Genomic DNA, 23,425 nt, shown 5'->3' with positions numbered 1-23,425 from the left:
TGATGGCCGCAAGCGGGTGCGCCCGTTTCCGCCCCCAACTTCCTATCCCGAGGATACCTGTCATGTTGATGCAGACCCACGAAGCCCGCCTCGATGCGTTGCGCAAGGAACTTTCCCGGCGCGGGCTGGACGGCTTCGTCATCCCCATTTCCGACGAGTACATGAGCGAATATGTCGGCGCCTATGCCCAGCGGCTGGCGTGGCTGACGGGATTCGGCGGATCTGCGGGCACGGCGGCGGTGCTGGCGCAAAAGGCGGCGATGTTCGTCGACGGGCGCTATACGTTGCAGGTGCGCGAACAGGTGGACGGCAAGCTTTACGAATACCAGTCCGTTCCAGACAACAGCATCGCCCAATGGATTGCCGACAACGCCCCAGAAGGCGCGACGATCGGATACGACGCGTGGCTCCATTCGAAGGGGTGGGCCGATGCGCTGGCCAGGGCGCTTGCGGAAAAGGGCGGCAAGCTGGTCGCGGTCGATGGCAATCCGGTGGATGCCGTGTGGCAGGACCAGCCCGAACCCTCGCCCGCCCCGGCCCTGGTGCAGACGGACACAAACGCCGGCCTGTCCAGCCGCGAAAAGCGGGCCGCGGTGGGCGAATGGCTGAAGGAGAAGAAGCTGGACGCGGCGGTAATCTCCGCGCTCGATTCGGTTGCCTGGCTGCTCAACATCCGTGGGTCGGACGTTGAACACACGCCGGTCGCGCTCGCCTATTGCATCGTGCATGATGACGGCACGGCGCACCTTTTCATCGACGAGCAGAAAGTGACGCCCGAACTGGTCGCGCATCTGGGTAACGCGGTCCACATCCGCCCGCGCGATGCCTTCGAGGGCGCGTTGGCGGAACTGGCGGGCAAGCGCGTGGCGGTCGATCCCGAGCGCGCGGTGGCGGCGATCTTCGCGGCGCTGGAAAAGGCGGGTGCTAAGCCCGTCGCGCTTACCGATCCGACGATCCTGCCCAAGGCGGTGAAGAACCCGGTCGAACAGCAGGGCCATCGCGACGCGCAGGCGCGCGACGGCGCGGCAGAGGCGCGATTCCTGTGCTGGCTGGGCGAAGCGGCTCCGTCGGGCGGCGAGACGGAGCTTTCCGCCGCCGCGCGGCTGCATGCAGAGCGCGAGAAGACCGGCTGCCTGAAGGATCTTTCGTTTGATACGATCTCTGCCGCCGGGCCGAATGGCGCCAGTCCGCACTACAAGGTGACAGACGATTCGAACCGCGCGATCGAACCGAACAGCGTCTATCTGGTCGATTCGGGCGGGCAGTATCCCGACGGGACAACCGACATCACGCGCACCGTCTGGATCGGCCCCGATGCCCCCCCGGCCGAAGTGAAGGACCGCTATACCCGCGTGTTGAAGGGGCATATCGCGCTGGCGCTGGCCGTCTTTCCGCACGGCACCAGCGGCGGGCAGCTGGATGCCTTCGCGCGCCAGTTCCTGTGGGCGGCCGGGCTCGATTATGCGCACGGCACCGGACACGGGGTGGGCAGCTACCTGTCCGTCCACGAAGGCCCGCAGCGCATCGCGAAGGCGGCGGGGCCGCAGCCGGGCACCGGCCAGCCGCTGCTTCCCGGCATGATCCTTTCCAACGAGCCGGGCTATTACAAGGCGGGCGAATACGGGATTCGCATCGAAAACCTCGTGCTGGTGGAAGAACGCGCGATCCCCGGCGCGGAAGGCGTGTTCTACGGGTTCGAGACGCTCACGTACGTGCCGATCGACCGCACGCTGGTAAATGCGGATATGCTGACGCCGACGGAGCGCGACTGGTGGAATGCCTATCACGCACAGACGCGCGCGATCCTTGCGCCGCAACTTTCGGGGGATGACCTGGCCTGGCTGGAGGCGGCCTGCGCGCCCTTGTGACACGATATTTGTTCGCATAATGTTCTTCCATCGCCGCGAGTCGCGGCATGGGAGAACGGCCATGATCGGTTATGTGACGCTTGGTACCAATGACTTGCCGCGCGCGGCGGCATTCTATGACCTGCTGGCCGCCGAACTCGGCATCGGCCGGATGATGGAGGAGGAAACCTTCATCGCCTGGGGCGCGCCGGGCGGCGGCGCGGGGATCGGCCTTACCAAGCCGTGGGACGGCAAGGCGGCAACGGTCGGCAATGGCGTGATGGTGGCGCTCGAAGCGAAGGACCGGGCGCAAGTGGGCCGGCTTTACGAAATCGCCCTTGCCCATGGCGGGACGGACGAGGGCGCACCCGGCCCGCGTGGCGAGGGTGGCTTCTATGCCGCCTATTTCCGTGATCCGGACGGCAACAAGCTCAACGCTTTCGTGATGGAGCAGGCGTGATGGCCGGCCATGGCCTTGAAACGCATCCGGTTCACCTGGGCCTTGGCGCTACCGCCGTGGTGGAACCCGAATTTACCGGAGATGTGGCGTGGTACGAAGGTTATGGCGCGCGCCACGCCGCCGACGGGGCTGAGGGGCGGCTGGTGGCGATGCACACCTTCACGGAAAGCTGGCCGGGATGGGAAGTCCACCCGAACGGCGCGGAAGTGGTGCTTTGCCTGTCCGGCGAGATGACGCTGCATCAGGAGGCGCCGGACGGATCGCTTTCGCAAGTGACGATCCGCGCGGGCGAATATGCGATCAACCCGCCCGGCGTATGGCACACCGCAGACATCGCGGGGGAAGCGCGCGCGGTCTTCATTACCGCAGGCGCGGGAACGCAGCATCGCCCGCGTTGAGGTCAGGCGGTGGGCAAGTTGGTGGTCGGACGGGCCATCCGGCCTTCCTGAACGGCTGACAACGCAGGCTTGCGCGCCTATGAACGCAGGGGCGATGGCGCGACAAATTGCGACAATATCAGGCCCTGATGGCATAAGGGTGCGACAAGCCGGCCCTATAAGGGATATCGGAAGCTGCGGTCCGCCGCGATACTCCCCCCGCCGGAGGTTCCCTCCCCCTCCCTCCGGATCGGCGGCCGCGGCTTCTCCTTTTTTCGAGAGGAGATCGTGATGAAGAAGATTACCCTTGCCCTTTCCGCTGCTGCGCTCGCGCTCGGTGCCGGGGCTGCCTATGCCGCGACCGGCCAGGGCAAAGGCGCGGACGCCAATGGCGACGGCACCGTGACCTGGGCCGAAATGCAGACCAAGGCCGATGCCATGTTCGCGAAGATGGACGCCAATCACGACGGCGTGCTGACCCCGGCCGACCGCGAAGCGCGCCGCGCCGCGCGCAGGGCCGAAATGTTCGCAAGGCTCGATACCAACAAGGACGGCATGATCTCGAAGGACGAGTTCATGGCAGCGAAGGGTCCGGGTGACGGCCAGTGGGGCATGCGCGGCCACGGCAAGCATCATGGGATGCGCGGCCATCGCGGCATGCGCGGCGGCCATGGCGGAATGGGCATGATGATGCTTCGCACAGCCGATACCAACCACGACGGCCAGGTGACCAGGGCCGAGTTCGATGCCGCCGCGAAGGCGCACTTCGACAAGGTGGATACCAACCACGACGGCAAGATCACCAGCGCGGAACGCCAGGCCGCACACGCCGAAATGCGCGCAAAGATGAAGCAGCGCTGGCAGGACCGCACCGGCGGCAACATGCCTCCGCCGCCGCCGGCCGACGGCGAGTAAGCAATGACGGCGAACGGCTCTTTGGAAGCGTCGCCGATAAGGGTCCTGCTCGTGGATGACGAGCCGGGCTTGCGCGAGCCCCTGGCGGACTATCTGGTCCGCCAGGGCTTTGCCGCTACCCAGGCCGGCACCGCCGCGGAAGCGCGCAGCCGGCTGGGCGAATCCGGGTTCGACATCGTCCTGCTGGATATCATGATGCCGGGCGAGGACGGCTTGTCGCTTTGCCGGCACCTTGTCGAAGCAAGGCAGATTCCCGTTATCTTCATAACCGCCAAGGGCGAAGCGACCGATCGTATCGTCGGGCTGGAAATCGGCGCCGACGATTATGTGGTGAAGCCGTTCGATCCGCGCGAACTTGTCGCGCGCATTCGCAGCGTCCTGCGCCGCGCGGGCCGCCAGGCCGACGATAGCGGTGAAGCCTCGGTTTTTGAATTCGAAGGCTGGCGGCTGGACCCGCTCAAACGCAGGCTGATCGATCCCGAAGGTGCGGTGGTATCCATATCGTCCGCCGAATTTCGCCTGCTGATGGCCTTCATCGAACATCCGCGCGAAGTGCTGGACCGTGATCGCCTGCTCGACATGGTGCAGGGCCGCGAAGCGCACCTGTTCGACCGCGCGGTGGACAACCAGATCAGCCGGCTGCGCCGCAAGATCGAGGTCGACAGCCGCAATCCCCAACTGATCCAGACCGTGTGGGGCGGCGGCTATATGCTCGCCGCCGAAGTGCGCAAGCTGCCCGCCGAAGTCGCATGAACGCGCGCCGCCGCCGTTTTGTCCTGTGGCCGCGCAGCCTGCAGGGGCAACTCCTGCAGGCCATCGCGCTGGCGCTGCTGGTCGGGCAGGCGGTTTCGGCGACGCTGGTATGGCGCGCGCAACACGAACGCGGAGAGGCCGCGCTGGTCAATACCGCGGCCTTCCGCTTGCTTGGCGGTGTCGGTCGCTCGCCCGAACGGATGCCCCGGCCGCCCGAAAGGTCGCGCGGCAGGTCGCCGCACGCCTTGCGCTTGCGCGTGGAACTGTCCGTACCCCGGGCGCAGGGCGACAAGCCCATGCCCGATGCCCAGGCGGCCCTGCGCGATATTTTTCAGTCGCAGGGCTTCAATGGCCGCGACGTGATGATGATAGAGCGCGATCCGATGCACGATCCGGTCGCGCTGGCGTGGTTGCGGCGTCACCGGCCCCGCCAGGTGGAACATCAGGCCCAGCAGGGCGGGCCGCCGATGCCGCGCCTGATCGTCGCCGCGCTCCACCGCCCCGATGGCACATGGCTTTCGACGCGGATCGTCGCGCCGCGCGTAGAGCGAGGGATTTTCGCGACGTTCCTGCTGCAAACGTTGTTCCTCTATGTCGTGCTGGTGGGCGCGGTCGCGCTGATCCTGCGGCGCATCGCCCGGCCGCTTGCCGCGCTGACGGTGCGCGTGGAGGAATTCGCCCGTGCACGAAACGCCGACGGGCAGCTTGAACCCAGCGGCCCGGAAGACATCCGCCGCCTGATAACCGCGCATAACGGCATGGAAGCGCGGATTGCCGCCCTGCTGGATGAAAAGGACGTGATGCTGGGCGCGATCGGGCACGATCTGAAAACGCCGCTTGCCGCCCTGCGCGTGCGGATCGAAGCGGTGGAGGACGATACGGAACGCGCGCGGATGGCCGCGACGATCGAAGACCTCAACCGTTCGCTTGACGATATTCTCTCGCTTGCCCGCGTCGGCCGCCCGTCGGACCCGATCGAACCCGTTGAACTGGGCGCGCTGACGGCGGCCGTTGTCGACGAGTTCGAGGATATGGGCGAACCTGTCGAACTGGGCGATACGGCAAGGATCGTCTTGCCGCTACGCACCACCTGGGTTCGCCGCGCGCTGCGCAACATCATTTCCAACGCGGTGCGTTATGGCGCCTGCGCGCGCGTTTCATTGGGGCGCGAGGATGGCGCGGCCGTGCTGAAAATCGAGGACGATGGCCCCGGCATTCCCGAGGGCGATATCGACCGAATGCTCGAACCGTTCACGCGGCTTGAACCGTCGCGCAACACCGGCACCGGCGGATCGGGCCTGGGGCTGACGCTGGCCCGCGCGATTGCCGAACAACACGGAGGCTCGCTCTCGCTGGCCAACCGCCGCGGCGCGGACGGCAGCGTCGCCGGGCTTGTGGTGACGCTGCGCCTTCCGCTGGCCTGAACCGTCGCCGTTCCGTTCAGCGCAACAGGTTGCCGAACAGGCCGCGTGCGAAGCGGCCCACCGCCGCGCCGCCGATTGCCGTGCCCAGCGATCCCGCCGCCGCGCTGACCGCCGAGGCGAGCATGTTGCCCGACGATTTGCGCCCGGTCATCGATCGGGCCATCGCCGTTCCCGCCGAAGCGGCGGCGGCCCCCAGCGCGGCCTTGCCCGCGCGTTCCCACAAGGTGGGGGACTGGCGCGGCTGTGCGCGCTGCGCTTCCTCGCCCTTTTCGTCGATCACCTTGGCGGCGGCGGCGGCATCCTCTGCCTTCCTGGCAAGGACTTCCGCCGCGGATTCGCGGTTCACGGCGGTATCGTACTTGCCTTCGAACGGGCTGACCGACTGGATGATCGCGCGTTCCTTCGCGGTGATCGGGCCAAGGCGCGAACGCGGCGGCGCGATCAGCGTACGCTGGACCACACCGGGCGCGCCATCCGCGTCGAGCGTGGAGACAAGCGCCTCACCCACTTTCAGTTCGGTGATCGCCTCAGCCACGTCGAGTTTGGGATTGATGCGAAAGGTTTCCGCCGCCGCCTTGATCGCGCGCTGGTCGCGCGGGGTAAACGCGCGCAGGGCGTGCTGCACGCGGTTGCCCAGCTGGCCGGCCACCTTTTCAGGAATGTCGATCGGGTTCTGCGTAACGAAATAGACGCCTACCCCCTTCGACCGGATCAGGCGCACCACCTGTTCCACCTTGTCCAGCAATGCATCGGGCGCATCGTCGAACAGCAGGTGCGCCTCGTCGAAGAAGAACACCAGCTTGGGCTTTTCGGGGTCGCCCACTTCGGGCAGCGCCTCGAACAGGTCGGACATCAGCCACAGCAGGAACGTGGCATAAAGCTTGGGGCTCTGCATCAGCTTGTCGGCGGCCAGAATGTTCACATAGCCGCGGCCCTTGTCGTCCAGCTTGAGGAAATCGTTGATCTCGAAGGCGGGCTCGCCAAAGAACCGGTCCGCGCCCTGGCTTTCGAAAGACAGCAACTGGCGCTGGATCGCCCCCACGCTGGCCTTTGTGACGTTGCCGTATTTCGTGGCAAGCTCGGCCGCGTTTTCGGCCGTGGCGACCAGCACCGATTGCAGGTCGGCAAGGTCGATCAGCAGCAGGCCGTTGTCGTCGGCATAACGGAACGCGATGTTAAGCACGCCTTCCTGCGTTTCGTTGAGGTCCATCAGCCGTGCCAGAAGCAACGGCCCCATCTCGCTGATCGTGGTGCGGATGGGGTGGCCCTGATCACCGTAGAGATCCCAGAAGATCGCGGGGTTGTCCTCGTACGCCCAGTTCTCGATTCCCAGTTCCTTGACCCGGCCTTCGATCTTGTCCGTGTGCTTGAAGGTTGAACTGCCCGGCATCGAGATTCCCGAAAGGTCTCCCTTCACGTCCGCCACGAACACCGGCACGCCATCGCGTGAGAACTGTTCGGCGATGGATTGCAGGGTAACTGTCTTGCCGGTGCCGGTCGCCCCCGCAACCAGGCCGTGCCGGTTTGCCCGCGACAGCAACAGGTGCTGGTTCTCGCCGTTATCGGCCAGGCCGAGATAGATATCGTCCATTCGTGAAGGTTCCTGTCTTTACGCGGTCCCGGTTCTCTTGTGCGGGTTTACGAAGTGGCACGCCGCTGCGCGAGGGCTTTTTGCATCCACGCCGGTGCGCTAGAGCGGCGCACCTTTCAATTCCCCAGCCGAAAGCCGCGATGCGCGAACCCTTTATCCTGCTTGACGACGCCCGCGCGGAAGGCGCCAGTCCGGCGCGCCTCTATCGCGCGCCGTGCGAAATCGTCATCGCGCGGCGGCCGGAAGAGGTGGCGCGCGGGCTGGCGCGGATCGGCAAGGGCGAAGGCGAGTGGGCCGGCTATTTCGCCTATGAAGCCGGGCTGGCGCTGGAAGGGCGGCTGATGCCCGGCGCGGCGGCGCGAACGGGTGCGACGGGGCCACTGGTGTGGTTCGCGCGCTTCGATTCGCACGAAGCGATCGCGCCCGGCGACGTGCCGGACTGGCTTGTGCGAGAGGCCGGCGGAACCGCCCCCGCGGGTCTTGGGCCGATGGACCCGCAATTGTCCCCCGGCGGCTATGCCCGCGCCTTTTCGACGCTGGCAGAAGCGATCCGCGCCGGCGACATCTATCAGGTGAACCTCACCTTCCCGTTGCAGGGCGCGTTTACCGGCGATCCGCTTGCGCTTTATGCGGCGATCCGCGCGGACGCGGCGGCAGGGTATGGCGGCGTGATCTGGGACGGATCGCACTGGCATCTTTCGTTCTCTCCCGAACTGTTCTTCGCCTTGCAGGACGGCGTTGCCACGGTCCGCCCGATGAAGGGCACCGCGCCGCGCGGGGGCACCGGACAGGAAGATGCCGCGCTGAAACAGGCACTGGCCGCGAATCCCAAGGACCGCGCCGAAAACCTGATGATCGTGGACCTGATGCGCAACGACCTGTCGCGCGTGTCGCACGCAGGCAGCGTGCGCGTGGAAAAGCCGTTCGCGGTGGAGACCTATCCCACCGTTCACCAGATGGTGACGACGGTTCGCGCGCGCCTGCGCGAAGGGGAGGACGCCACGTCGCTGGTCCGCGCGATATTTCCCTGCGGTTCGATCACTGGTGCGCCCAAGATCCGCGCGATGGAGCTGATCGGCGCGGTAGAGCGCGACGCGCGCGGACTCTATTGCGGGGCAATGGGCCGTATAGACACCACTGGCGACGCCGCGTTCAATGTGGCAATCCGCACCTTGCGCCTCGACCCGCAAACGGGTCGAGCCAGGATGGGGGTCGGTTCGGCGGTGGTTGCCGATTCCGATTGCTTGGGCGAATGGCGCGAATGCGTGTTGAAGGGAAATTTCTTGCGCCTTACCGCCGGCAATGCCGACCTGATCGAAACGATGGCCTTCGATCCCGCCAGGGGCATCCCGCTGCTGGAAATGCATCTGGAACGCATGAAGGCGAGCGCGGCCGAACTGGGGTTCGAGTTCGACAGGCACGCAATCCGCAACGCGATACAGGCGCTGTGCTTCGATCTGGACGCGCCTTCCAGGCTGCGGCTGGTCGTTTCGAAAAGCGGTGCCCACGCGCTTGAGGTTGCGCCGTTGCCACCGGAACTGGGACGAGACGCGGTTTGCGCGCTGTTGCCGCTGCCCGTTGCCGCGAACGACTGGCGGCTGCGCCACAAGACAACCGATCGCGGTTTTTATGGCGACGCCCTGGCCGCGGCGAAAGACGCGGCAGCGGACGAAGCGCTGCTGCTTCGCGATGACGGCCTGTTGACCGAAGGCAGCTTCACGTCGCTGTTCGTCCGGCGCGATGACAAGCTGCTTACCCCGCCTCTTTCGCTCGGCCTGCTTCCCGGCGTCCTGCGCCGCAGCCTGATAGAGGAAGGCCGCGCCGAAGAGGCGGACTTGCGGATCGACGATCTTGAAGGCGGGTTCCTTATTGGCAATGCGGTGCGCGGGCTGATGCCGGCAAGGCTGCTGGTGCGATGAGCGGCGCCGAACACATTTCCGCCGCGCTTGGCCGCGTTGCCGTGTCACGCACCAATGCGATGACCGACCGCGCGTTCGAACTGCGCGCCGCCGGGGCCGACATCATCTCGCTGTCTGTGGGAGAGCCGGATTTCCCCACGCCCGCGCACGTGATCGCGGCGGCCAAGGCGGCGCTCGACGCAGGCGATACGCGCTATACGCCGGTTCCGGGGACCGCGGCCCTGCGCGAAGCGGCGGTGCTGCATTTCAGGCGCGACCTGGGAATCGAAGTGTCGCCTTCGCAAGTGATCGCAACCGCAGGCGGCAAGCAGGCGATATTCGAAGCCCTGCTGGCAACGATCGATCCCGGAGACGAAGTGGTGATCCCCGCGCCGTGGTGGGTCAGCTATCCCGAGATCGTGCGTTTTGCCGGTGGAGAGGTCGTCAAGGTGCCGACGACGGCTGCAACCGGCTTTCGCATGAGCGCGGACGATCTGGACGGTGCGATCACATCGCGCACGCGCTGGCTGTTGCTGAACAGTCCCGGTAACCCGACCGGCGCGACCTATAGCGCGGCAGAGCTTCGCGCATTGGGCGAAGTGCTGCGGCGCCATCCGCATATCCTGGTGCTGTCCGACGATATCTATGCACCCTTGCGCTATACGCCGGGCGCCCACGCGACGCTGGCCGCCGAATGTCCCGATCTTGCCGGGCGCGTCCTGACAATTTCCGGCGTATCGAAAAGCCACGCGATGACCGGGTTCCGCATCGGGCTTGCCGCCGGGCCGGAATGGCTGGTGAAGGCGATGGGGCGGCTGCAATCGCACAATTCGGGCAATCCCGCCTCGATCAGCCAGGCGGCGGCAGTGGCGGCATTGACCGGGCCGCAGGATTTTCTGGACGACTGGTGCGAGCGGTTTCGCGCGCGGCGCGACCGGGTGGTTGCGGGCGTAAACGCGATTCCGGGGCTTTCCACGCCCGTTCCGGACGGTGCGTTCTATTGCATGATAGACGCCGGCGCACACATCGCGCGCTTCGGTGACGACGAAGCACTGGCGATGCACCTGCTCGAACACGGTGTGGCGGTTGTCGCCGCGTCCGCGTTCGGCGGGGTGGACGGCTTCCGCATCAGCTTCGCGGCGGACGAGGACACGCTCGACGAAGCGTTGCGCCGCATCGCGGAGGCGCTGGCGTGACGCATATCCCGATCCTGTTCGAAGACGGCGAGGCTCTGGTGATCGACAAGCCGGCGGGCCTGCCGCTCGATCGCCCGCGCGCCGGCGGCGAATGCCTGGAAGACCATCTCGATACGCTGAAGCTGGGTTTCCAGCGCCCGCCCGCGCCGGTTCACCGGCTGGACCGCGATACCTCGGGCTGCCTGTTGCTGGCGCGCAATCCCAAGGCGCTGAAACGGTTCTCCGCCGCCTTCGAAGCGCGCGAGGTGGAAAAGGTCTATTTCGGGATCGTGGCCGGGCCGGTGACGGGCGAGGAAGGCGAGATCGCGCTGAACCTGTCGAAAGTCAGCACCGCGAAAGAAGGCTGGCGGATGATCCCCGCAAAAAAGGGCAAGCCCGCGTTGACCCGTTGGCGGAAGATCGCGGAACACGGCGGGAATACGCTGGTCGAGTTCCGCCCCGAAACCGGGCGCACGCACCAGATCCGCGTTCATGCGGCCAGCGGTCTGGGCCATGCGCTGCTGGGCGATCCGGTCTATGGTTCGGCCAAGGGCGCGGCGCGCACCATGCTTCATGCGCATTCGCTTTGGGTGCCGCGCGAAGGCAAAGACCCGATTGCCGCGACCGCGCCATTCCCGCCGGATTTCCTTGCGCTCGGCTTCACCGATGGATGAAGACGAACTGGTCGCCCGCGCGCTTTCGCTGGTCGATGAAAGCTTCATCGCAGCGGCGGGGCCGGGCGGGCAGAACGTCAACAAGGTGGCAACCGCTGTCCAGCTGCGGCTGAACGTATTCGCGCTGCGCCTGCCGCCGCCCGTATTCCACCGCCTGAAATCGCTGGCCGGATCGAAGATGACCGCGAAGGGCGAAATCGTGCTGACCGCGCGGCGCTTTCGCACGCAGGAAGCCAACCGGGAAGATGCGCGCGATCGCCTTGCCGAAATGCTTCGCGCGGCGTGCAAGGAACCAGCGAAGCGCGCGAAGACGCGCCTCAACCGCGTGGGCAAGGAAAAGCGGCTTCAGGGAAAGAAGGCGCGCGGCGCGGTGAAGGCGGGGCGCGGCAAAGTCCGCTTCGATTAGGCTGTGGCGCTGGCGCGCATCACTTCGCGCCCGTCGCTGGCGAAGGCGCAAAGGTCAATCGCGTCGCCAGATCCCCGCATCGCAAGGTTCAGCGCCTCTCCGCAGATCGCTGGCGACATGCCCCGGAAGGCAAAGGACGTCAGCGCATTGTCGCCCAGTTCGCGCGCGGCCAGTTGCAGCAGCAGCGTCGCGGTCAGCGGGCCGTGGACCACAAGGCCACGATAGCCTTCCTCGCCCGTTGCGTATGGCCGGTCGTAATGGATGCGGTGGCTGTTGAAGGTCAGCGCCGAATAGCGGAACAGCAGCGGTTCGGACGGAACGATCTGGCGGTGCGCGTCCCAGCCCGCCGGATCGAACGCCGTTTCGCCGGGGGGAGGGGGGACTGGCGGCGCGCCAGCCGGTGCGGCATCGCGATAGACGATGGTCTGCGTCTCGGACACGGCAAGACCGCTTTCGCCATGCGTCTCATGTGCGACATCCACGAATACCAGCGTGCCCGATCCGCCCTGTTTTTCCGTGATCGATGCAATGCGCGAGGTGCGCGTTACCGCCTCGCCGGTGCGGAGCGGCGCATGGAAGGCCAGCTTGCTCGATGCCCACATCCGGCGCGGCAGGGGAACGGGTGGAAGGAAGCCGTTGTTATCGCGCAAGGGGTGCCCGTCCGGCCCCAATCGCGCGGTGGGGGCATCGGGCAGGCCCAGGCACCAGTGCAGGCCTTGCGGCGCGGTGCCATCGGCGCAAGGCGCGCGGTCGAGCGTTGCCAGCCAGCGCGCCGCCAAGCCTTCGTCGACGTGGTCGGTGTGCGTCTCTTCGCGTCCGATCCATGCGTCCCACGCGCCCATCAGTTGCGTCCCTTCACCAGTCCGCGCGCAATAACTTGCGCCTGGATTTCGGCCGCGCCTTCGAAGATGTTGAGGATGCGCGCATCGCACAACACGCGGCTGATCTCGAACTCCAGCGCATAGCCGTTGCCGCCGTGGATTTGCAGCGCGGCATCGGCGTTCGCCCACGCGGCGCGTGCGGCCAGCAGCTTGGCCATGCCTGCCTCTATATCGCAGCGCTTGCCCGAATCCTTGGCACGGGCTGCCGCATAGGTCAGCTCGCGCGCCATCACCAGATCGACAAGGCTCATCGCCAGCTTGTCGGACACGCGCGGGAAGTGGACGATCGCCTTGCCGAACTGCTTGCGGTTCAGCGCATAGTCCAGCCCCAGTTCCAGCGCGCGTTTCGCAACGCCGGTGGCGCGCGCCGCGGTCTGGATGCGGGCGCCCTCGAACGTGCGCATCAATTGCTTGAAGCCCTGCCCTTCCTCTCCGCCCAGCAGCGCATCGGCAGGCGCGCGCATGCCGTCGAAAGAGAGCGCGTATTCGCGCATTCCGCGATAGCCGAGCACCTCGATCTCGCCGCCGGCCATGCCGTCGGCCGGAAAGGGATCGGCTTCGGTCCCGCGCGGCTTGGGCACCAGCAGCATGGAAAGGCCCGCGTATCCCTTTTCGTCCGGCAGGGTGCGCGCAAGCAGCGTCATCAGATCGGACCGGCTGGCGTGGGTAATCCACGTCTTCGCCCCGTCGATGGTCCAGCCGTCGCCGTCGCGCCGCGCCCGCGTCTGGAGCGAGCCGAGGTCTGACCCCGTATCGGGTTCCGTGAACACGGCGGTAGGCAGAACTTCGCCGCTGGCGATTTTCGGCAACCACTGCGCCTTTTGCGCTTCGGTGCCGCTGCCCGCGATCAGTTCGCCCGCGATTTCGGATCGCGTGCCGAGCGAGCCCGCGCCGATCCACCCGCGCGACAGTTCTTCGGTCACCACGCACATCACGAGCTTGGACAGGCCCAGCCCGCCATGGTCTTCGGGGATGCAAACGCCGAAGGTGCCAAGGCCTGCCATCGCCTGAACGGTTTCGTCCGGGATCAGCGCATTGGCCAGATGCCACTTGTGCGCATTGGGCAGGATTTCGGCTTCGGTGAAGCGGCGGAACTGGTCGCGGATCGCGTCGAGTTCCGCGTCATGGAAGCTTTCGGACGGCCAGAAACCGTTCGAAAGCGCGCCCGCGATTTCGGCGCGAAGGTCCGCATGGTCTGCCTCGAGCAATGGCGCGCAAGCATCCGCCAGTATGCGCGCTTCGGCTGTGATGCCAAGGTCGGCGGGGCGGAACAATTCGTTCTGCCCCATCGGCAATCCGCCCGTCAGCTGGCCGATCGTTTCCGCGAAGGCCAGTGTGGCGACGGCGTGGTCCAGCGGATTGTCGCCACTCGCCTCGCGCCATGAAAGCACCGCCTCAAGCGCGGCGACGCCGGTTGCCACCCAGGCAGACCCGTGCGCCGCGCGTTGCTCTCTATCGACGCTGTGCGATGCCAGTCGCCCGGCAAGCGCAGACTGCGCCGCCGCGCGATAGGCCTGCGCGGCGGCAAGGTACGCCGAAAGGCTCACGCCCGCTCGAACACCGCGGCGATGCCTTGCCCGCCGCCGATGCACATCGTCTCAAGCCCGTAACGCCCGTCCCGCCGGACCAGTTCGCGCGTCAGGTTGGCAAGGATGCGTCCGCCGGTCGCGCCGATCGGGTGGCCGAGCGAAATGCCCGATCCGTTGACGTTGAGGATATCGTTGCGGCTGTCGTCGTCCGACCAGCCCCAGCCCTTCAGCACGGCGAGCACCTGCGGCGCAAAGGCCTCGTTCAGTTCGACAAGGTCGATATCGTTCCACGAAAGGCCGGTGCGGGCGAACAACCGCTCCGTCGCCGGAACCGGGCCGATGCCCATGCGCGACGGATCGCAGCCGGCTGCCGCCCATGAATGGAACCAGGCAATCGGTTCAAGGCCCAGTTCCTCAAGCTTGTCCTCCGCCACTACGAGGCAGGCCGCCGCCGCGTCGTTCTGCTGGCTGGCGTTGCCGGCGGTGACGACCGCGTCCGGGTTGGTCTTGCCTTCGATCGCGCGCAGCTTGCCCAGCGTTTCCATCGTCGCGTCGGGGCGATAGCCCTCGTCATGGTCGAACAGCGCCGGGTCGCCCTTGCGCTGCGGAACTTCGACCGGAACCAGTTCGTCGGCGAACAGGCCCTTGTTCCACGCTTCGGTGGCGCGCTGGTGGCTGCGCACCGCATAGGCGTCTGCCGCCTCGCGCGAGATGCCATAGTCCTTGGCAAGGTTTTCCGCGGTTTCGATCATCCCGGTGATCACGCCGAAGCGCTCCACCGGCTGGCTCATCACCCGGCCGCGCGTCAGCCGGTCATGCACGGTCAGGTTGCCCATGCGCACACCCTTGCGAATGTCGGTGGTGTAATGCTCGACGTTGGACATCGATTCGCATCCGCCCGCGACAACGCAGTCCGCCGCGCCAGTCTGCACCATCATCGCCGCGTTGATCACCGCCTGCAGGCCCGATCCGCAGCGCCGGTCCACCTGGTAGCCCGGCACGTCCAGCGGCAGCCCCGCCGCTAGCCACGACCAGTGGCCGATCGCCGGCGCTTCTCCGTTGCCGTATCCCTGCGCGAAAATCACGTCGTCCACACGGTCGGGATCGACTTTCGTCCGCTCTACCAGCGCTTTCAGGATGACCGCGCCAAGTTGCCCGGCGGTCACCGATGACAGCGATCCGCCGAACTTGCCCACGGCGGTGCGGATGGGGGAGACGATTGCTGCGCGTCGTAGCTGGGTCATTCTAATCTCCGATCATGTCGAGCGAAGTCGGGGCATGTTTGGCGCGAACGGTGCTCGACTTCGCTCGAACCGGACGCAAAGGGCAACTCATCGGTTGTCCTTGTCGCTGGTGCGGACGATGCCGCAGTCTATCAGGCGGGCGATCTCGCCCGAGGAAAGCCCGAGGTTTTCGGCCAGAACCTGTTCGCTGTGTTCGCCCAGATAGGGCGCGGGCAGCGGGTCGCCTGCTTCGCGGTCAGGTATGTTGGCGAAGCTGCGCGCCACCGGATAATGGAAACCGCTGGGGTTCGCGGGCGACGGACCGAACAGCGGATTGTCCGCCACCAGCACCGGATCGTTCGCCGCTTCGTGCATGGTGCGATATCGCTCGAACGTTGCGCCTGCTTTCGCCAGCCGGGTGGCCAGCGTTTCGTAATCGAATGCATCCGCCGCTTTCTGGAACAGCGCGAAAAGGCTTTCGCGATGGACGAAACGGTCATGATCGTTGTCGAACCTTACGCCCAGCGTCGTTTCAAGCGCGGCGATTCCCTCGCTTACGCCGAATGCCTCGATCAGTCCGCCCCATTGTTTCGGGGTCAGCGCGGCGACCATGAAGCGCTTGCCGTCGCGGCTGCGGAAATCCTTGCCGAACGCGCCCCAGATCGCATTGCCAAGCCGTTCCCGGTCTGCGCCGCGATACAGCATTTCCGCCATTGCGCCGCTGTTGGCGACAGTGCCCATGGCGACATCGCCCAACGGCACCCGCAGCTCGCTGCCTTCGCCCGACCTGTCTCGATGGCGCAGCCCGGCCAGCAGCGTGAACGCGCAATAGGCCCCGGTTATGAAGTCCCAGGCCGGCAGCAGCTGATTGACCGGCGGCGCGCTTTCCGCATCCCACTCGGCCGGGCCGGTCATCAGCGGATATCCGCTTGCCGCGTGGACGGTGAAGTCCATCGCCTGCCGCCCGTCGTGCCATCCCATGATGCGCACGGAAACGAGGTCGGGCCGCTTCGCCGCCACGGCCTCATGGCTCATGAAGCTGTTCACCGGCAGGTTGGTGACCATCTGCCCGGCCTCTGCCGCCAGTGCGACGGCAAGTTCGCGCCCTTCGCCGCTGCGCAGGTCGAGCGCGAGGCTCTTTTTCGTGCGGTTGAGGTTTTCCCACGAAAGCGAGCGCCCCTCGCGCGTCAGCATATAGCGATCGTAGTCGAGCCCCCCCGCGACGTGGTCGACGCGGATCACATTGGCGCCGAACTGGCCACAATAGAGCCCGACCGTGGGCGAAGCGACGAAAGACGAGACCTCGACAAGGGTCAGGCCGGAAAGCAGGTCATACATCGTTCCAGGTATTCCCTCAGCCGTGTTCCGCCTTCCATTCGCGCAGCATGTGCTTGGCGATCTGGAGGTAGAGGATCTGCGTGGTCCCTTCGTAGATGCGCAGCACGCGCGCATCGCGGAAGAAGCGTTCTGCGTCGTATTCCGCAAGGTAGCCTGCGCCGCCATAAACCTGCACCACGCGGTCGACCACGCGGCCGCACATCTCGCTGGAGAAGACCTTGAATTCGGCGGCCTTGCGAATCACGTTTTCGCCCGCGTCGGCGCGGCGGGTGACGTCCGCCATCGTGCATTCGGCGGCGTAGATTTCCATCTCGCTTTCGGCGAGCATCTGCTGGATCAGCTGGAAATTTGCGATGGGCTCGCCGAATGCCTTGCGCTCGTTGGCGTAACGGATGGCCGAATCGAGCGCACGGCGCGCCATCGCCGCCGCCATCGCACCGACGGAAATGCGCCCGTTATCCAGGCTTTTCATCGCAATCGGGAAGCCCTTGCCTTCTTCCAGACCCAACAGGGCATCGGCGGGCAAGTGCACGTCCTCAAGGATGACATCCGCGATCAGCGCGCCGGCCTGGCCCATCTTCTTGTCGCGTTTGCCGATGGTCACGCCCGGTGTCTCGACGGGGACGAGGAAGGCCGAAACATGCGCGTTCTTTGGCAGGTTTTCCTTCGAAGTACGCGCCATGATCAACGCCATCCGCGCGTTCGGCGAATTCGAGATATAGCGTTTCGTGCCGTTCAGAACCCAGCCGTTGCCCGACCGCGTCGCGGTGGTCTGCATTCCGGCCGAATCCGACCCGGACCCTGGTTCGGTAAGTCCGAAGCAGACAACTTCGCCAGCTGCAAGGCGGGGCAGCCATTCGGCCTTCTGCTGGTCCGTCCCCCCATTCTTCAATGCCGAACAGCCCATGCCGATGTTTATCGAAATCATCGATCGGAACGCGGGCATCGCATAGCTGATCGCATGGACGCAGCGCGCATACTGGCTGATATTCATCCCCGCGCCGCCGTATTCCTCGGGAATGGTAAGCCCGAACAGGCCCATGTCGCGCATTTCCTGCACGATGTCGGCGGGGATATTGTCGCTTTCGATGACTTCGCGTTCAGCGGGGATCAGCCGTTCGCGAACATAGCGGTTCAGCTGCTCCAGGAACTGTTCGAACGTTTCTTCATCCATTCCGGTGTTTATGGGCATTCCGGTGTTCATGCGGCTGTCCTCAGATCGGATCGTAAGGGAAAACGTCGGCACTCACTTCATCGGCACGGGCGAAGCTGGGGCGGAACGCGGGGATCAGTTCTTCGGCGATGGCTTCCGGCGTCCAGCCTTCGAGCTTGGTCATCGACCTTACCGGGCGCGGTTTGTTGAACAGCACGATCTCGTTCTTGCGAACCGAGAATATCTGGTTGGTCACGTCCTTTGACGCATCGGATGCAAGATAGGCGACCAGCGGCGCGATCTTGTCCGCGCTCATCGTTTTCAGCCGCTCGACCCGTTCCTTCTGATCGGGCGTCTCGGCGGGGATCGAAGCGGTCATCCGGCTCCACGCGAAGGGAGCGATGCAGTTCGAGCGCACACCCACGCGCGCCATGTCCAGCGCGATCGACTGCGACAGCGCGACAAGGCCCAGCTTGGCCGCCGAATAGTTTGCCTGGCCGATGTTGCCGATCAGCCCGCTGGTGGACGTGAAATGGATGAAACTGCCCGACTTCTGTTCACGGAAATAGGGCGTTGCCGCCTTGGACACGTTGAACGGGCCGGTAAGGTTCACGTCGATCACCGCCTGCCAGTCGGCATGGCTCATCTTGTGCCATATGCTGTCGCGCAGGACGCCGGCGTTGTTCACCACCGCGTCGATCCGCCCGAAGCGCTGCACCGCGTCTTCGACGATGCTGGCCGCCCCTGCCGGATCGGCCACGCTGGCAAGGTTGGCGTGTGCCTTGCCGCCCGCCGCGACGATGTCGTTCACGGTCTGCTCCGCGGGGCCGGCATCGCCGCCTTCCCCGCCGCCGCCCACGCCCGGATCGTTCACGACGACGGCAGCGCCGTGCTTTGCGCAAAGCAGGGCGATTTCCCGGCCTACGCCGCGCCCCGACCCTGTGATGGCGACAACTTTGCCTTCAAGCATTCCGGCCATGTGATTCTCTCCCGCTTGCAAGCTTGGGTGAAGCCGTAACGCGGCACAAGCGTGTTTTCAACATGGAGAATTGATTTTCAAAATACTGAAAACTATCCTTGTGCCGATGACAGGTCCCGTCCGCTCCGTTTCGCAGGCTCTTGCGATTCTTCGCCTGCTTGCCGCGCGCGGCGATGCGATGACCTTGTCCGATATCGCACGCGAAACCGGCCTCAGCCCGTCGAGCTGCCTGAACCTGCTGCGCACCCTTGTTTCCGAAGGTTTGCTGCTGCGTGGCGGGGAGGGAAGGCGATACCGGCTGGCTGCCGATTGGGCGGCAAGCGGGGTTCTGCGCGGCGCAGCCCAGCGCTTTGTCGCAAGCGTGCGCCCCGCGCTTGCGCGGATGGCAGAAGGCGAAGATGCCGCCATCGGCCTGTGGCAAGTCGTGGCGGGAGAGCGCATTGCGCTTGTCGCGCTGGCGGAAAGCGGCGCGGCAACGCGCATCCACATGGCAGAAGGTCAGCGCCAGCCGCTTGGCGGCGGGGCGACCGGCCGGGCGCTGGCTGCCGCCGATAGCGTGGACGAGGCGGAACTGGCGCGCCGGTTCGCCGCCGTGCGATGGCAGCGGGCGCTGGCGTTCGCCGCCTATGCCGCGCAGGTGCGCGATACCGCAAAGGCCGGTTACGCGATTGACGACAGTTACGGGCACGCAGGCGTTCTCTCGCTTGGTGCGGTTGTGCCCGGAATGCCCGAAGGTCAGCGTTTCTGTCTGTCCGCGTCGATCTTCAGCGGCGGGCGCGACAAGCGTGCCATCGCGGAACTTGGCGCAAGACTGGTGACGCTGGCCAAGGCGATCGGCAGCGACAAATCAGCCGACGAAACAGCCTAGGGATTTCCGCTTGCGGTCGCGGCAGGTGCCTGGGGCGCGGCGCCCTGCGAAGCGTCGCCAGCTTGCGGGCTCGGGGGAAGCTGACGCTTGTCCAGCATCTCCGCCGCTTGGTCCAGCGTCCGCGCTTCACCCACGGTTACGCCTCCGGGGCCGGGATCGGTGTCCTTGCTGCCGCAAGCTGACAGCGCGGCAAGTGCGGAAAGGGCAAACAGGCTGCGGGCGATCTTCATCGGATTACCTTAGGCGATAAGGCAAAGGGGTGGAAGGTTGCGACCTTCCACCCCTTCGAAAATCCGTAATGCGGCGCGCGTGGCGCCGCCGGGCTTATTCGGCGGCCTTTTTCGCGTCGTTGACCGCGGTCTTGGCGGTCTTGGCCGCACCGGAGATGTTGTTCGCGGTGTCGGATACACCGGCCGCGGCTGCCTTTGCCGCCTCTGCGGCGCTGGCTGCGCTGTCCGCGGCCTTCTGCGCGGCTTCGGCGGCCGAATCGGCAGCGGCCGAGGCATCGGCGGCGGGGGCGGCATCGTCCGTCATCGCGGCGTCGGGCGCCGGAGCGTCCATCGAAGCGTCGCCGGCAGGCATGTCGTCAGCGGGCATTTCCACGTTGTCGGCAGTGGCGGAGTCCGATGCGTTATCGGACTTGCCGCAGGCGGCAAGCGCCAGGGCCGCGGTGGCAACGAAAGCGACGGTAGCGATTTTCTTCATGTGTTGACCCTTTTTCCAAACCGGTCCCACCCGAATGTTTCCGGACGGACCAGGGTCCATGCGGCAAGGCGGATGGGCGAGGTTTATCCGTTCGGTACAACGAAAGCAAACGGCGCAATCGGGCAATTCGCGCCGTTTCCGCATAATACTAACAAGAGAGATTGAACGATATAAAGATTTCTTTATATCCCGCTTCCCATGGACACGCTTGACGCCTTTCGATCGCTTGCCGACCCCACGCGGCTGCGCATCATGCGCCTACTGGCGCGGATGGAGCTTGCCGTTGGTGAACTGGCGCAAGTCCTGGGGCAAAGCCAGCCGCGCGTATCGCGTCACGTAAAGATCCTGTGCGATGCCGGGCTGGCGGAACGGCGGCGCGAAGGCGGCTGGGTCTTTCTGCGCGCCGCCGTCAGCGAATCGGCGGTGCAGCCGCTTGGCGCCGCGTTCGCGCGGTTACTGTCGCTGGCAGAGACGGAGGACGGCAAATTCGCGCGGCAATGCGCGGAAGACCGCCAGCACCTCGATGCCATCCGCGCATCGCGCGAAGCGAGTGCGGAAGACTACTTCGCGCGTCACGCGTCCGAATGGGACGAATTGCGCAGCCTGCATATCGAGGACGGGCCGGTGGAGCGCGCTTTGGCCGACATGCTGGGCGAAGCCTCGCTGGGCCAGTTGCTCGATATCGGCACGGGCACCGGGCGCATGGTCGAACTGTTCGCGCCGCGCGCCGAACATGCGGTCGCCTTCGACAAGAGCCCCGAGATGTTGCGCATTGCGCGCACGCACCTGCAGCACCTGCCCGCCGGCACGGTGGACCTGGTGCAGGGCGACTTTTCCAACCTGCCATTCGAAAACGCCGGGTTCGACACGGTTCTGTTCCACCAGGTTCTGCATTATGCGCAGGACCCGGCAGCGGTCATCGCGGAAGCGGCGCGCGTCACGGCGCCGGGCGGGCGGGTGTTCATCGTGGACTTCGCCGCGCACGACCGCGAAGAACTGCGCGAACGCCACGCCCATGCGCGTCTCGGCTTTTCCGATGCGCAAGTCACCGCGATGCTGGATCGCGCCGGCTTCACGCCGGGTGAAGAGCGCGCGCTGCCCGGCCACCAGCTTATCGTGAAATTGTGGAGCGGCCTGCGCCGCGAAGACAGCGTGACGCGCCTCGACCCGCGCCGCGCCCAGACGGGATCCCGACCATGATTGCCAGTTACGACCAGCTTCGCGAGGCGCGAACCGCGCTCGATACGCCGCTGTTCGCCGGATTGCCCGGCGACATCCGCGTATCGTTCGAATTCTTTCCGCCAAAGACCGACGCGTTGATGAGCCAGCTGTGGGAAGTGGTGACAACGCTTGCGCCACTGGGGCCGCAGTTCGTTTCGGTGACTTATGGCGCGGGCGGTTCGACGCGCGACCGCACGCATGGCACGGTCGCGCGGATCATCGGCGAAGCGCGCTTGCCCGCTGCCGCGCACCTGACTTGCGTGGACGCGAGCAAGGCCGAAATCCGCGAAGTCGCGGAAGCCTATTGGGAAGCGGGCGTGCGCCATGTCGTCGCGCTGCGCGGAGACATGGGCGCGCCGGGTGTGCCCTTCACGCCCCATCCCGAAGGCTATGCCAACGCCGCGGAACTTGTGACGGGCCTGAAAGAGATCGCCCCGTTCGAGATTTCGGTTGCCGCCTATCCCGAGACGCACCCGGATGCGGCCAGTCCGCAGGCGGACCTCGACAACCTGAAGCGCAAGCTCGACGCCGGGGCAAGCCGCGCGATCACGCAGTTCTTCTTCGATGCGGAAACGTTCTTCCGCTTTCGGGACCGGCTTGCGGCGGCGGGCATAGATGCACCGGTGATCCCCGGCATCCTGCCCGTGTCCAACGTTGCGCAGACGCGCAAGTTCGCCGCCGCCTGCGGTGCGGCGATCCCGTCGTGGATGGAAGGGCTGTTCGAAGGGCTCGACACGCATCCGCCCGCGCGCCAGCTCGTCGCCGCGACGATTGCGGCCGAGTTCTGCCGCCGCCTCTATGCCGGCGGGGTGCGCGATTTCCACTTCTACACACTGAACCGCGCGGAACTGAGCTATGCGATCTGCCACCTGCTTGGCCTGCGTCCGAAACTACCTGCACTGGAGGCCGCGGCATGACCGGCAAGCGTGAACAGTTATTTGCCGAGGCGGCAAAGCGCATCCTGCTGACCGACGGCGCCTTCGGCACCGAAATCCAGGGCTGGAAGCTGGGAGAAGCGGACTATACAGGGTCGCTCGGCCTGTCGAAGGACCAGAAGGGCAACAATGACATACTGGCCCTGTCGAAGCCCGAAGTTCCGGAATCGATAACGCGCGCCTACCTGGATGCGGGTTCGGATATTGTTTCGACGAACACCTTTTCCGCGAACCGCATCAGCCAGGCAGATTACGGCGCGGAACACCTTGTCGGCGATATCAACCGCGCATCGGCCGCAATCGCGCGCAAGCTGGCGGACGAATATCAGGCGAAGGACGGACGCCCGCGCTTCGTTGCCGGTGCGATCGGGCCGACCAATAAGACGCTTTCGCTTTCGCCCGACGTCAACGATCCGGGCTTTCGCGAGATCGACTGGGATTTCCTTGTCGACGTTTATCACGAACAGGCGGCCGCGCTGGTCGAAGGCGGGGCGGATTTCATCCTGATCGAAACGGTGTTCGACACGCTGAACGCCAAGGCCGGGATCATGGCGGTCAAGCGGCTTGAGCGAGAGCTGGGGCGCGACGTGCCGCTGATGCTGTCGATGACGCTTACCGACCTGTCGGGCCGCAACCTTTCGGGCCACACGGTAGAGGCGTTCTGGTACGCGGTGCGCCATGCGAAGCCGGTGACGGTGGGCCTCAACTGCTCGTTCGGCGCGGCGCAGCTTCGCCCGCACGTGCGCGCGCTTTCCGCCATCGCCGATACGCTGGTCATGGTCTATCCGAACGCCGGGCTGCCCAACGAACTGGGCGAATATGACGAGATGCCCGAAACCACCGCCGCGCTGGTGCGCGAATGGGCCGAGCACGGGCAGGTCAACGTGCTGGGCGGCTGTTGCGGATCGACCCCCGGACACATCGCCGCAATGGCCAAGGCGATAGAAGGGCTGCCACCGCGCAAGCTGCCGCACCCCGATCCGGTGACGCGGCTTGCCGGGCTGGAGCCTTTCGTGATGGCGCAATAGCAATCTCGCATCGTCCCGGCACAGGCCGGGACCGCTGGAAACAGG

The 23,425-nt window shown here is 65.8% G+C and carries 23 protein-coding genes; 14 read left to right on the top strand and 9 right to left on the bottom strand.

Annotation, left to right across the window (positions count from 1 at the left end):
- The first annotated feature begins 62 nt into the window (after positions 1-62).
- From RXV95_RS00660 to RXV95_RS00635, 6 genes are all read left to right on the top strand, one after another.
- Complete coding sequence (locus RXV95_RS00660) at positions 63-1,868, top strand: aminopeptidase P family protein (RefSeq protein ID WP_338467104.1); 1,806 nt, start codon at positions 63-65, stop codon at positions 1,866-1,868.
- A 61-nt stretch (positions 1,869-1,929) separates the two neighbouring features.
- Positions 1,930-2,307, top strand: coding sequence for a VOC family protein (locus tag RXV95_RS00655; protein ID WP_338467103.1), 378 nt, complete (start codon positions 1,930-1,932; stop codon positions 2,305-2,307).
- Positions 2,307-2,705: a cupin domain-containing protein gene (locus RXV95_RS00650; RefSeq protein WP_338467102.1), complete on the top strand. Its 399-nt coding sequence runs from the start codon at positions 2,307-2,309 to the stop codon at positions 2,703-2,705. The genes RXV95_RS00655 and RXV95_RS00650 overlap by 1 nt, the downstream gene beginning before the upstream one ends.
- Before the next feature lie 270 nt (positions 2,706-2,975).
- Positions 2,976-3,599 (top strand): EF-hand domain-containing protein, encoded by a 624-nt coding sequence (locus tag RXV95_RS00645; protein ID WP_338467101.1) that lies wholly within the window; start codon positions 2,976-2,978, stop codon positions 3,597-3,599.
- Positions 3,600-3,602: 3 nt separating this feature from the next.
- Positions 3,603-4,352, top strand: a complete 750-nt coding sequence (locus RXV95_RS00640) for a response regulator (RefSeq protein ID WP_338467100.1) — start codon at positions 3,603-3,605, stop codon at positions 4,350-4,352.
- Positions 4,349-5,776, top strand: coding sequence for an ATP-binding protein (locus RXV95_RS00635; RefSeq protein ID WP_338467099.1), 1,428 nt, complete (start codon positions 4,349-4,351; stop codon positions 5,774-5,776). Before RXV95_RS00640 ends, RXV95_RS00635 begins: the two co-directional genes overlap by 4 nt.
- Before the next feature lie 16 nt (positions 5,777-5,792).
- On the opposite strand, the gene RXV95_RS00630 is transcribed toward RXV95_RS00635, so the two are convergent.
- Positions 5,793-7,367, bottom strand: a complete 1,575-nt coding sequence (locus RXV95_RS00630) for a helicase HerA-like domain-containing protein (protein WP_338467098.1) — start codon at positions 7,365-7,367, stop codon at positions 5,793-5,795.
- A gap of 140 nt (positions 7,368-7,507) precedes the next feature.
- On the opposite strand from RXV95_RS00630, the gene pabB reads away from it, so the two are divergent.
- The 4 genes from pabB to arfB are packed head-to-tail and all read left to right on the top strand — an operon-like array spanning position 7,508 to position 11,520.
- Positions 7,508-9,286, top strand: coding sequence for an aminodeoxychorismate synthase component I (pabB, locus tag RXV95_RS00625; protein WP_338467097.1), 1,779 nt, complete (start codon positions 7,508-7,510; stop codon positions 9,284-9,286).
- Entirely contained in the window at positions 9,283-10,461 is a 1,179-nt protein-coding gene (locus tag RXV95_RS00620) for a pyridoxal phosphate-dependent aminotransferase (RefSeq protein ID WP_338467096.1), read from the top strand. Before pabB ends, RXV95_RS00620 begins: the two co-directional genes overlap by 4 nt.
- On the top strand, positions 10,458-11,114 hold the full coding sequence (locus RXV95_RS00615; protein ID WP_338467095.1) for an RNA pseudouridine synthase: 657 nt from the start codon (positions 10,458-10,460) through the stop codon (positions 11,112-11,114). The genes RXV95_RS00620 and RXV95_RS00615 overlap by 4 nt, the downstream gene beginning before the upstream one ends.
- Positions 11,107-11,520 carry an alternative ribosome rescue aminoacyl-tRNA hydrolase ArfB gene (arfB, locus tag RXV95_RS00610; RefSeq protein WP_338467094.1) on the top strand — a complete coding sequence of 138 codons (414 nt, stop codon included), beginning with the start codon at positions 11,107-11,109 and terminating at the stop codon, positions 11,518-11,520. Before RXV95_RS00615 ends, arfB begins: the two co-directional genes overlap by 8 nt.
- On the opposite strand, the gene RXV95_RS00605 is transcribed toward arfB, so the two are convergent.
- The 6 genes from RXV95_RS00605 to RXV95_RS00580 all read right to left on the bottom strand — a co-directional run bounded on the left by RXV95_RS00605 (position 11,517) and on the right by RXV95_RS00580 (position 18,623).
- Entirely contained in the window at positions 11,517-12,362 is an 846-nt protein-coding gene (locus RXV95_RS00605) for a MaoC family dehydratase N-terminal domain-containing protein (RefSeq protein ID WP_338467093.1), read from the bottom strand. The genes arfB and RXV95_RS00605 overlap by 4 nt on opposite strands.
- Positions 12,362-13,948, bottom strand: coding sequence for an acyl-CoA dehydrogenase family protein (locus RXV95_RS00600; protein ID WP_338467092.1), 1,587 nt, complete (start codon positions 13,946-13,948; stop codon positions 12,362-12,364). The genes RXV95_RS00605 and RXV95_RS00600 overlap by 1 nt, the downstream gene beginning before the upstream one ends.
- Positions 13,945-15,174, bottom strand: a complete 1,230-nt coding sequence (locus tag RXV95_RS00595) for an acetyl-CoA C-acetyltransferase (RefSeq protein WP_338467091.1) — start codon at positions 15,172-15,174, stop codon at positions 13,945-13,947. Before RXV95_RS00595 ends, RXV95_RS00600 begins: the two co-directional genes overlap by 4 nt.
- A gap of 87 nt (positions 15,175-15,261) precedes the next feature.
- Complete coding sequence (locus tag RXV95_RS00590) at positions 15,262-16,491, bottom strand: CoA transferase (protein WP_338467090.1); 1,230 nt, start codon at positions 16,489-16,491, stop codon at positions 15,262-15,264.
- 16 nt (positions 16,492-16,507) lie between these two features.
- On the bottom strand, positions 16,508-17,695 hold the full coding sequence (locus RXV95_RS00585) for an acyl-CoA dehydrogenase family protein (protein WP_338467089.1): 1,188 nt from the start codon (positions 17,693-17,695) through the stop codon (positions 16,508-16,510).
- A 10-nt stretch (positions 17,696-17,705) separates the two neighbouring features.
- Positions 17,706-18,623 (bottom strand): SDR family NAD(P)-dependent oxidoreductase, encoded by a 918-nt coding sequence (locus RXV95_RS00580; protein ID WP_338467088.1) that lies wholly within the window; start codon positions 18,621-18,623, stop codon positions 17,706-17,708.
- A gap of 106 nt (positions 18,624-18,729) precedes the next feature.
- On the opposite strand from RXV95_RS00580, the gene RXV95_RS00575 reads away from it, so the two are divergent.
- Positions 18,730-19,491: a helix-turn-helix domain-containing protein gene (locus RXV95_RS00575; protein ID WP_338467087.1), complete on the top strand. Its 762-nt coding sequence runs from the start codon at positions 18,730-18,732 to the stop codon at positions 19,489-19,491.
- Here the strand turns inward: RXV95_RS00575 and RXV95_RS00570 are convergent.
- Together RXV95_RS00570 and RXV95_RS00565 are read right to left on the bottom strand one after the other, a co-directional pair.
- Positions 19,488-19,721, bottom strand: a complete 234-nt coding sequence (locus tag RXV95_RS00570; RefSeq protein WP_338467086.1) for a hypothetical protein — start codon at positions 19,719-19,721, stop codon at positions 19,488-19,490. The two genes, RXV95_RS00575 and RXV95_RS00570, sit on opposite strands and share 4 nt — an antisense overlap.
- A gap of 94 nt (positions 19,722-19,815) precedes the next feature.
- Entirely contained in the window at positions 19,816-20,196 is a 381-nt protein-coding gene (locus tag RXV95_RS00565; protein ID WP_338467085.1) for a hypothetical protein, read from the bottom strand.
- 198 nt (positions 20,197-20,394) lie between these two features.
- Between RXV95_RS00565 and RXV95_RS00560 the strand changes: the two genes are divergently transcribed.
- Genes RXV95_RS00560 through RXV95_RS00550 form a run of 3 tightly spaced genes read left to right on the top strand, consistent with a single transcriptional unit; the run spans position 20,395 to position 23,380 of the window.
- Positions 20,395-21,396, top strand: coding sequence for a metalloregulator ArsR/SmtB family transcription factor (locus tag RXV95_RS00560; RefSeq protein WP_338467084.1), 1,002 nt, complete (start codon positions 20,395-20,397; stop codon positions 21,394-21,396).
- Positions 21,393-22,334 (top strand): methylenetetrahydrofolate reductase [NAD(P)H], encoded by a 942-nt coding sequence (gene metF / locus RXV95_RS00555; RefSeq protein ID WP_338467083.1) that lies wholly within the window; start codon positions 21,393-21,395, stop codon positions 22,332-22,334. Before RXV95_RS00560 ends, metF begins: the two co-directional genes overlap by 4 nt.
- Entirely contained in the window at positions 22,331-23,380 is a 1,050-nt protein-coding gene (locus RXV95_RS00550) for a homocysteine S-methyltransferase family protein (RefSeq protein WP_338467082.1), read from the top strand. Before metF ends, RXV95_RS00550 begins: the two co-directional genes overlap by 4 nt.
- The last annotated feature ends 45 nt before the right edge of the window (positions 23,381-23,425 follow it).

This window comes from Novosphingobium sp. ZN18A2 (genome assembly GCF_036784765.1).
GTDB lineage: Bacteria > Pseudomonadota > Alphaproteobacteria > Sphingomonadales > Sphingomonadaceae > Novosphingobium.
Note: the sequence above shows the minus strand (reverse complement) of the source record. Positions and strands in the feature narration are given on the sequence as shown.

Excerpts from the sequence above, each read along its gene's own strand:
- RXV95_RS00585 (WP_338467089.1), bottom strand. The coding sequence starts at position 17,695 with ATGAACACCGGAATGCCCATAAACACCGGAATGGATGAAGAAACGTTC.
- RXV95_RS00660 (WP_338467104.1), top strand. The coding sequence starts at position 63 with ATGTTGATGCAGACCCACGAAGCCCGCCTCGATGCGTTGCGCAAGGAA.
- metF (WP_338467083.1), top strand. The coding sequence starts at position 21,393 with ATGATTGCCAGTTACGACCAGCTTCGCGAGGCGCGAACCGCGCTCGAT.
- RXV95_RS00635 (WP_338467099.1), top strand. The coding sequence starts at position 4,349 with ATGAACGCGCGCCGCCGCCGTTTTGTCCTGTGGCCGCGCAGCCTGCAG.
- RXV95_RS00595 (WP_338467091.1), bottom strand. The coding sequence starts at position 15,174 with ATGACCCAGCTACGACGCGCAGCAATCGTCTCCCCCATCCGCACCGCC.
- arfB (WP_338467094.1), top strand. The coding sequence starts at position 11,107 with ATGGATGAAGACGAACTGGTCGCCCGCGCGCTTTCGCTGGTCGATGAA.
- RXV95_RS00655 (WP_338467103.1), top strand. The coding sequence starts at position 1,930 with ATGATCGGTTATGTGACGCTTGGTACCAATGACTTGCCGCGCGCGGCG.
- RXV95_RS00640 (WP_338467100.1), top strand. The coding sequence starts at position 3,603 with ATGACGGCGAACGGCTCTTTGGAAGCGTCGCCGATAAGGGTCCTGCTC.
- RXV95_RS00650 (WP_338467102.1), top strand. The coding sequence starts at position 2,307 with ATGGCCGGCCATGGCCTTGAAACGCATCCGGTTCACCTGGGCCTTGGC.
- RXV95_RS00565 (WP_338467085.1), bottom strand. The coding sequence starts at position 20,196 with ATGAAGAAAATCGCTACCGTCGCTTTCGTTGCCACCGCGGCCCTGGCG.
- RXV95_RS00620 (WP_338467096.1), top strand. The coding sequence starts at position 9,283 with ATGAGCGGCGCCGAACACATTTCCGCCGCGCTTGGCCGCGTTGCCGTG.
- RXV95_RS00590 (WP_338467090.1), bottom strand. The coding sequence starts at position 16,491 with ATGTATGACCTGCTTTCCGGCCTGACCCTTGTCGAGGTCTCGTCTTTC.
- RXV95_RS00630 (WP_338467098.1), bottom strand. The coding sequence starts at position 7,367 with ATGGACGATATCTATCTCGGCCTGGCCGATAACGGCGAGAACCAGCAC.
- RXV95_RS00550 (WP_338467082.1), top strand. The coding sequence starts at position 22,331 with ATGACCGGCAAGCGTGAACAGTTATTTGCCGAGGCGGCAAAGCGCATC.
- RXV95_RS00605 (WP_338467093.1), bottom strand. The coding sequence starts at position 12,362 with ATGGGCGCGTGGGACGCATGGATCGGACGCGAAGAGACGCACACCGAC.
- RXV95_RS00570 (WP_338467086.1), bottom strand. The coding sequence starts at position 19,721 with ATGAAGATCGCCCGCAGCCTGTTTGCCCTTTCCGCACTTGCCGCGCTG.
- RXV95_RS00560 (WP_338467084.1), top strand. The coding sequence starts at position 20,395 with ATGGACACGCTTGACGCCTTTCGATCGCTTGCCGACCCCACGCGGCTG.
- pabB (WP_338467097.1), top strand. The coding sequence starts at position 7,508 with ATGCGCGAACCCTTTATCCTGCTTGACGACGCCCGCGCGGAAGGCGCC.
- RXV95_RS00575 (WP_338467087.1), top strand. The coding sequence starts at position 18,730 with ATGACAGGTCCCGTCCGCTCCGTTTCGCAGGCTCTTGCGATTCTTCGC.
- RXV95_RS00645 (WP_338467101.1), top strand. The coding sequence starts at position 2,976 with ATGAAGAAGATTACCCTTGCCCTTTCCGCTGCTGCGCTCGCGCTCGGT.
- RXV95_RS00580 (WP_338467088.1), bottom strand. The coding sequence starts at position 18,623 with ATGGCCGGAATGCTTGAAGGCAAAGTTGTCGCCATCACAGGGTCGGGG.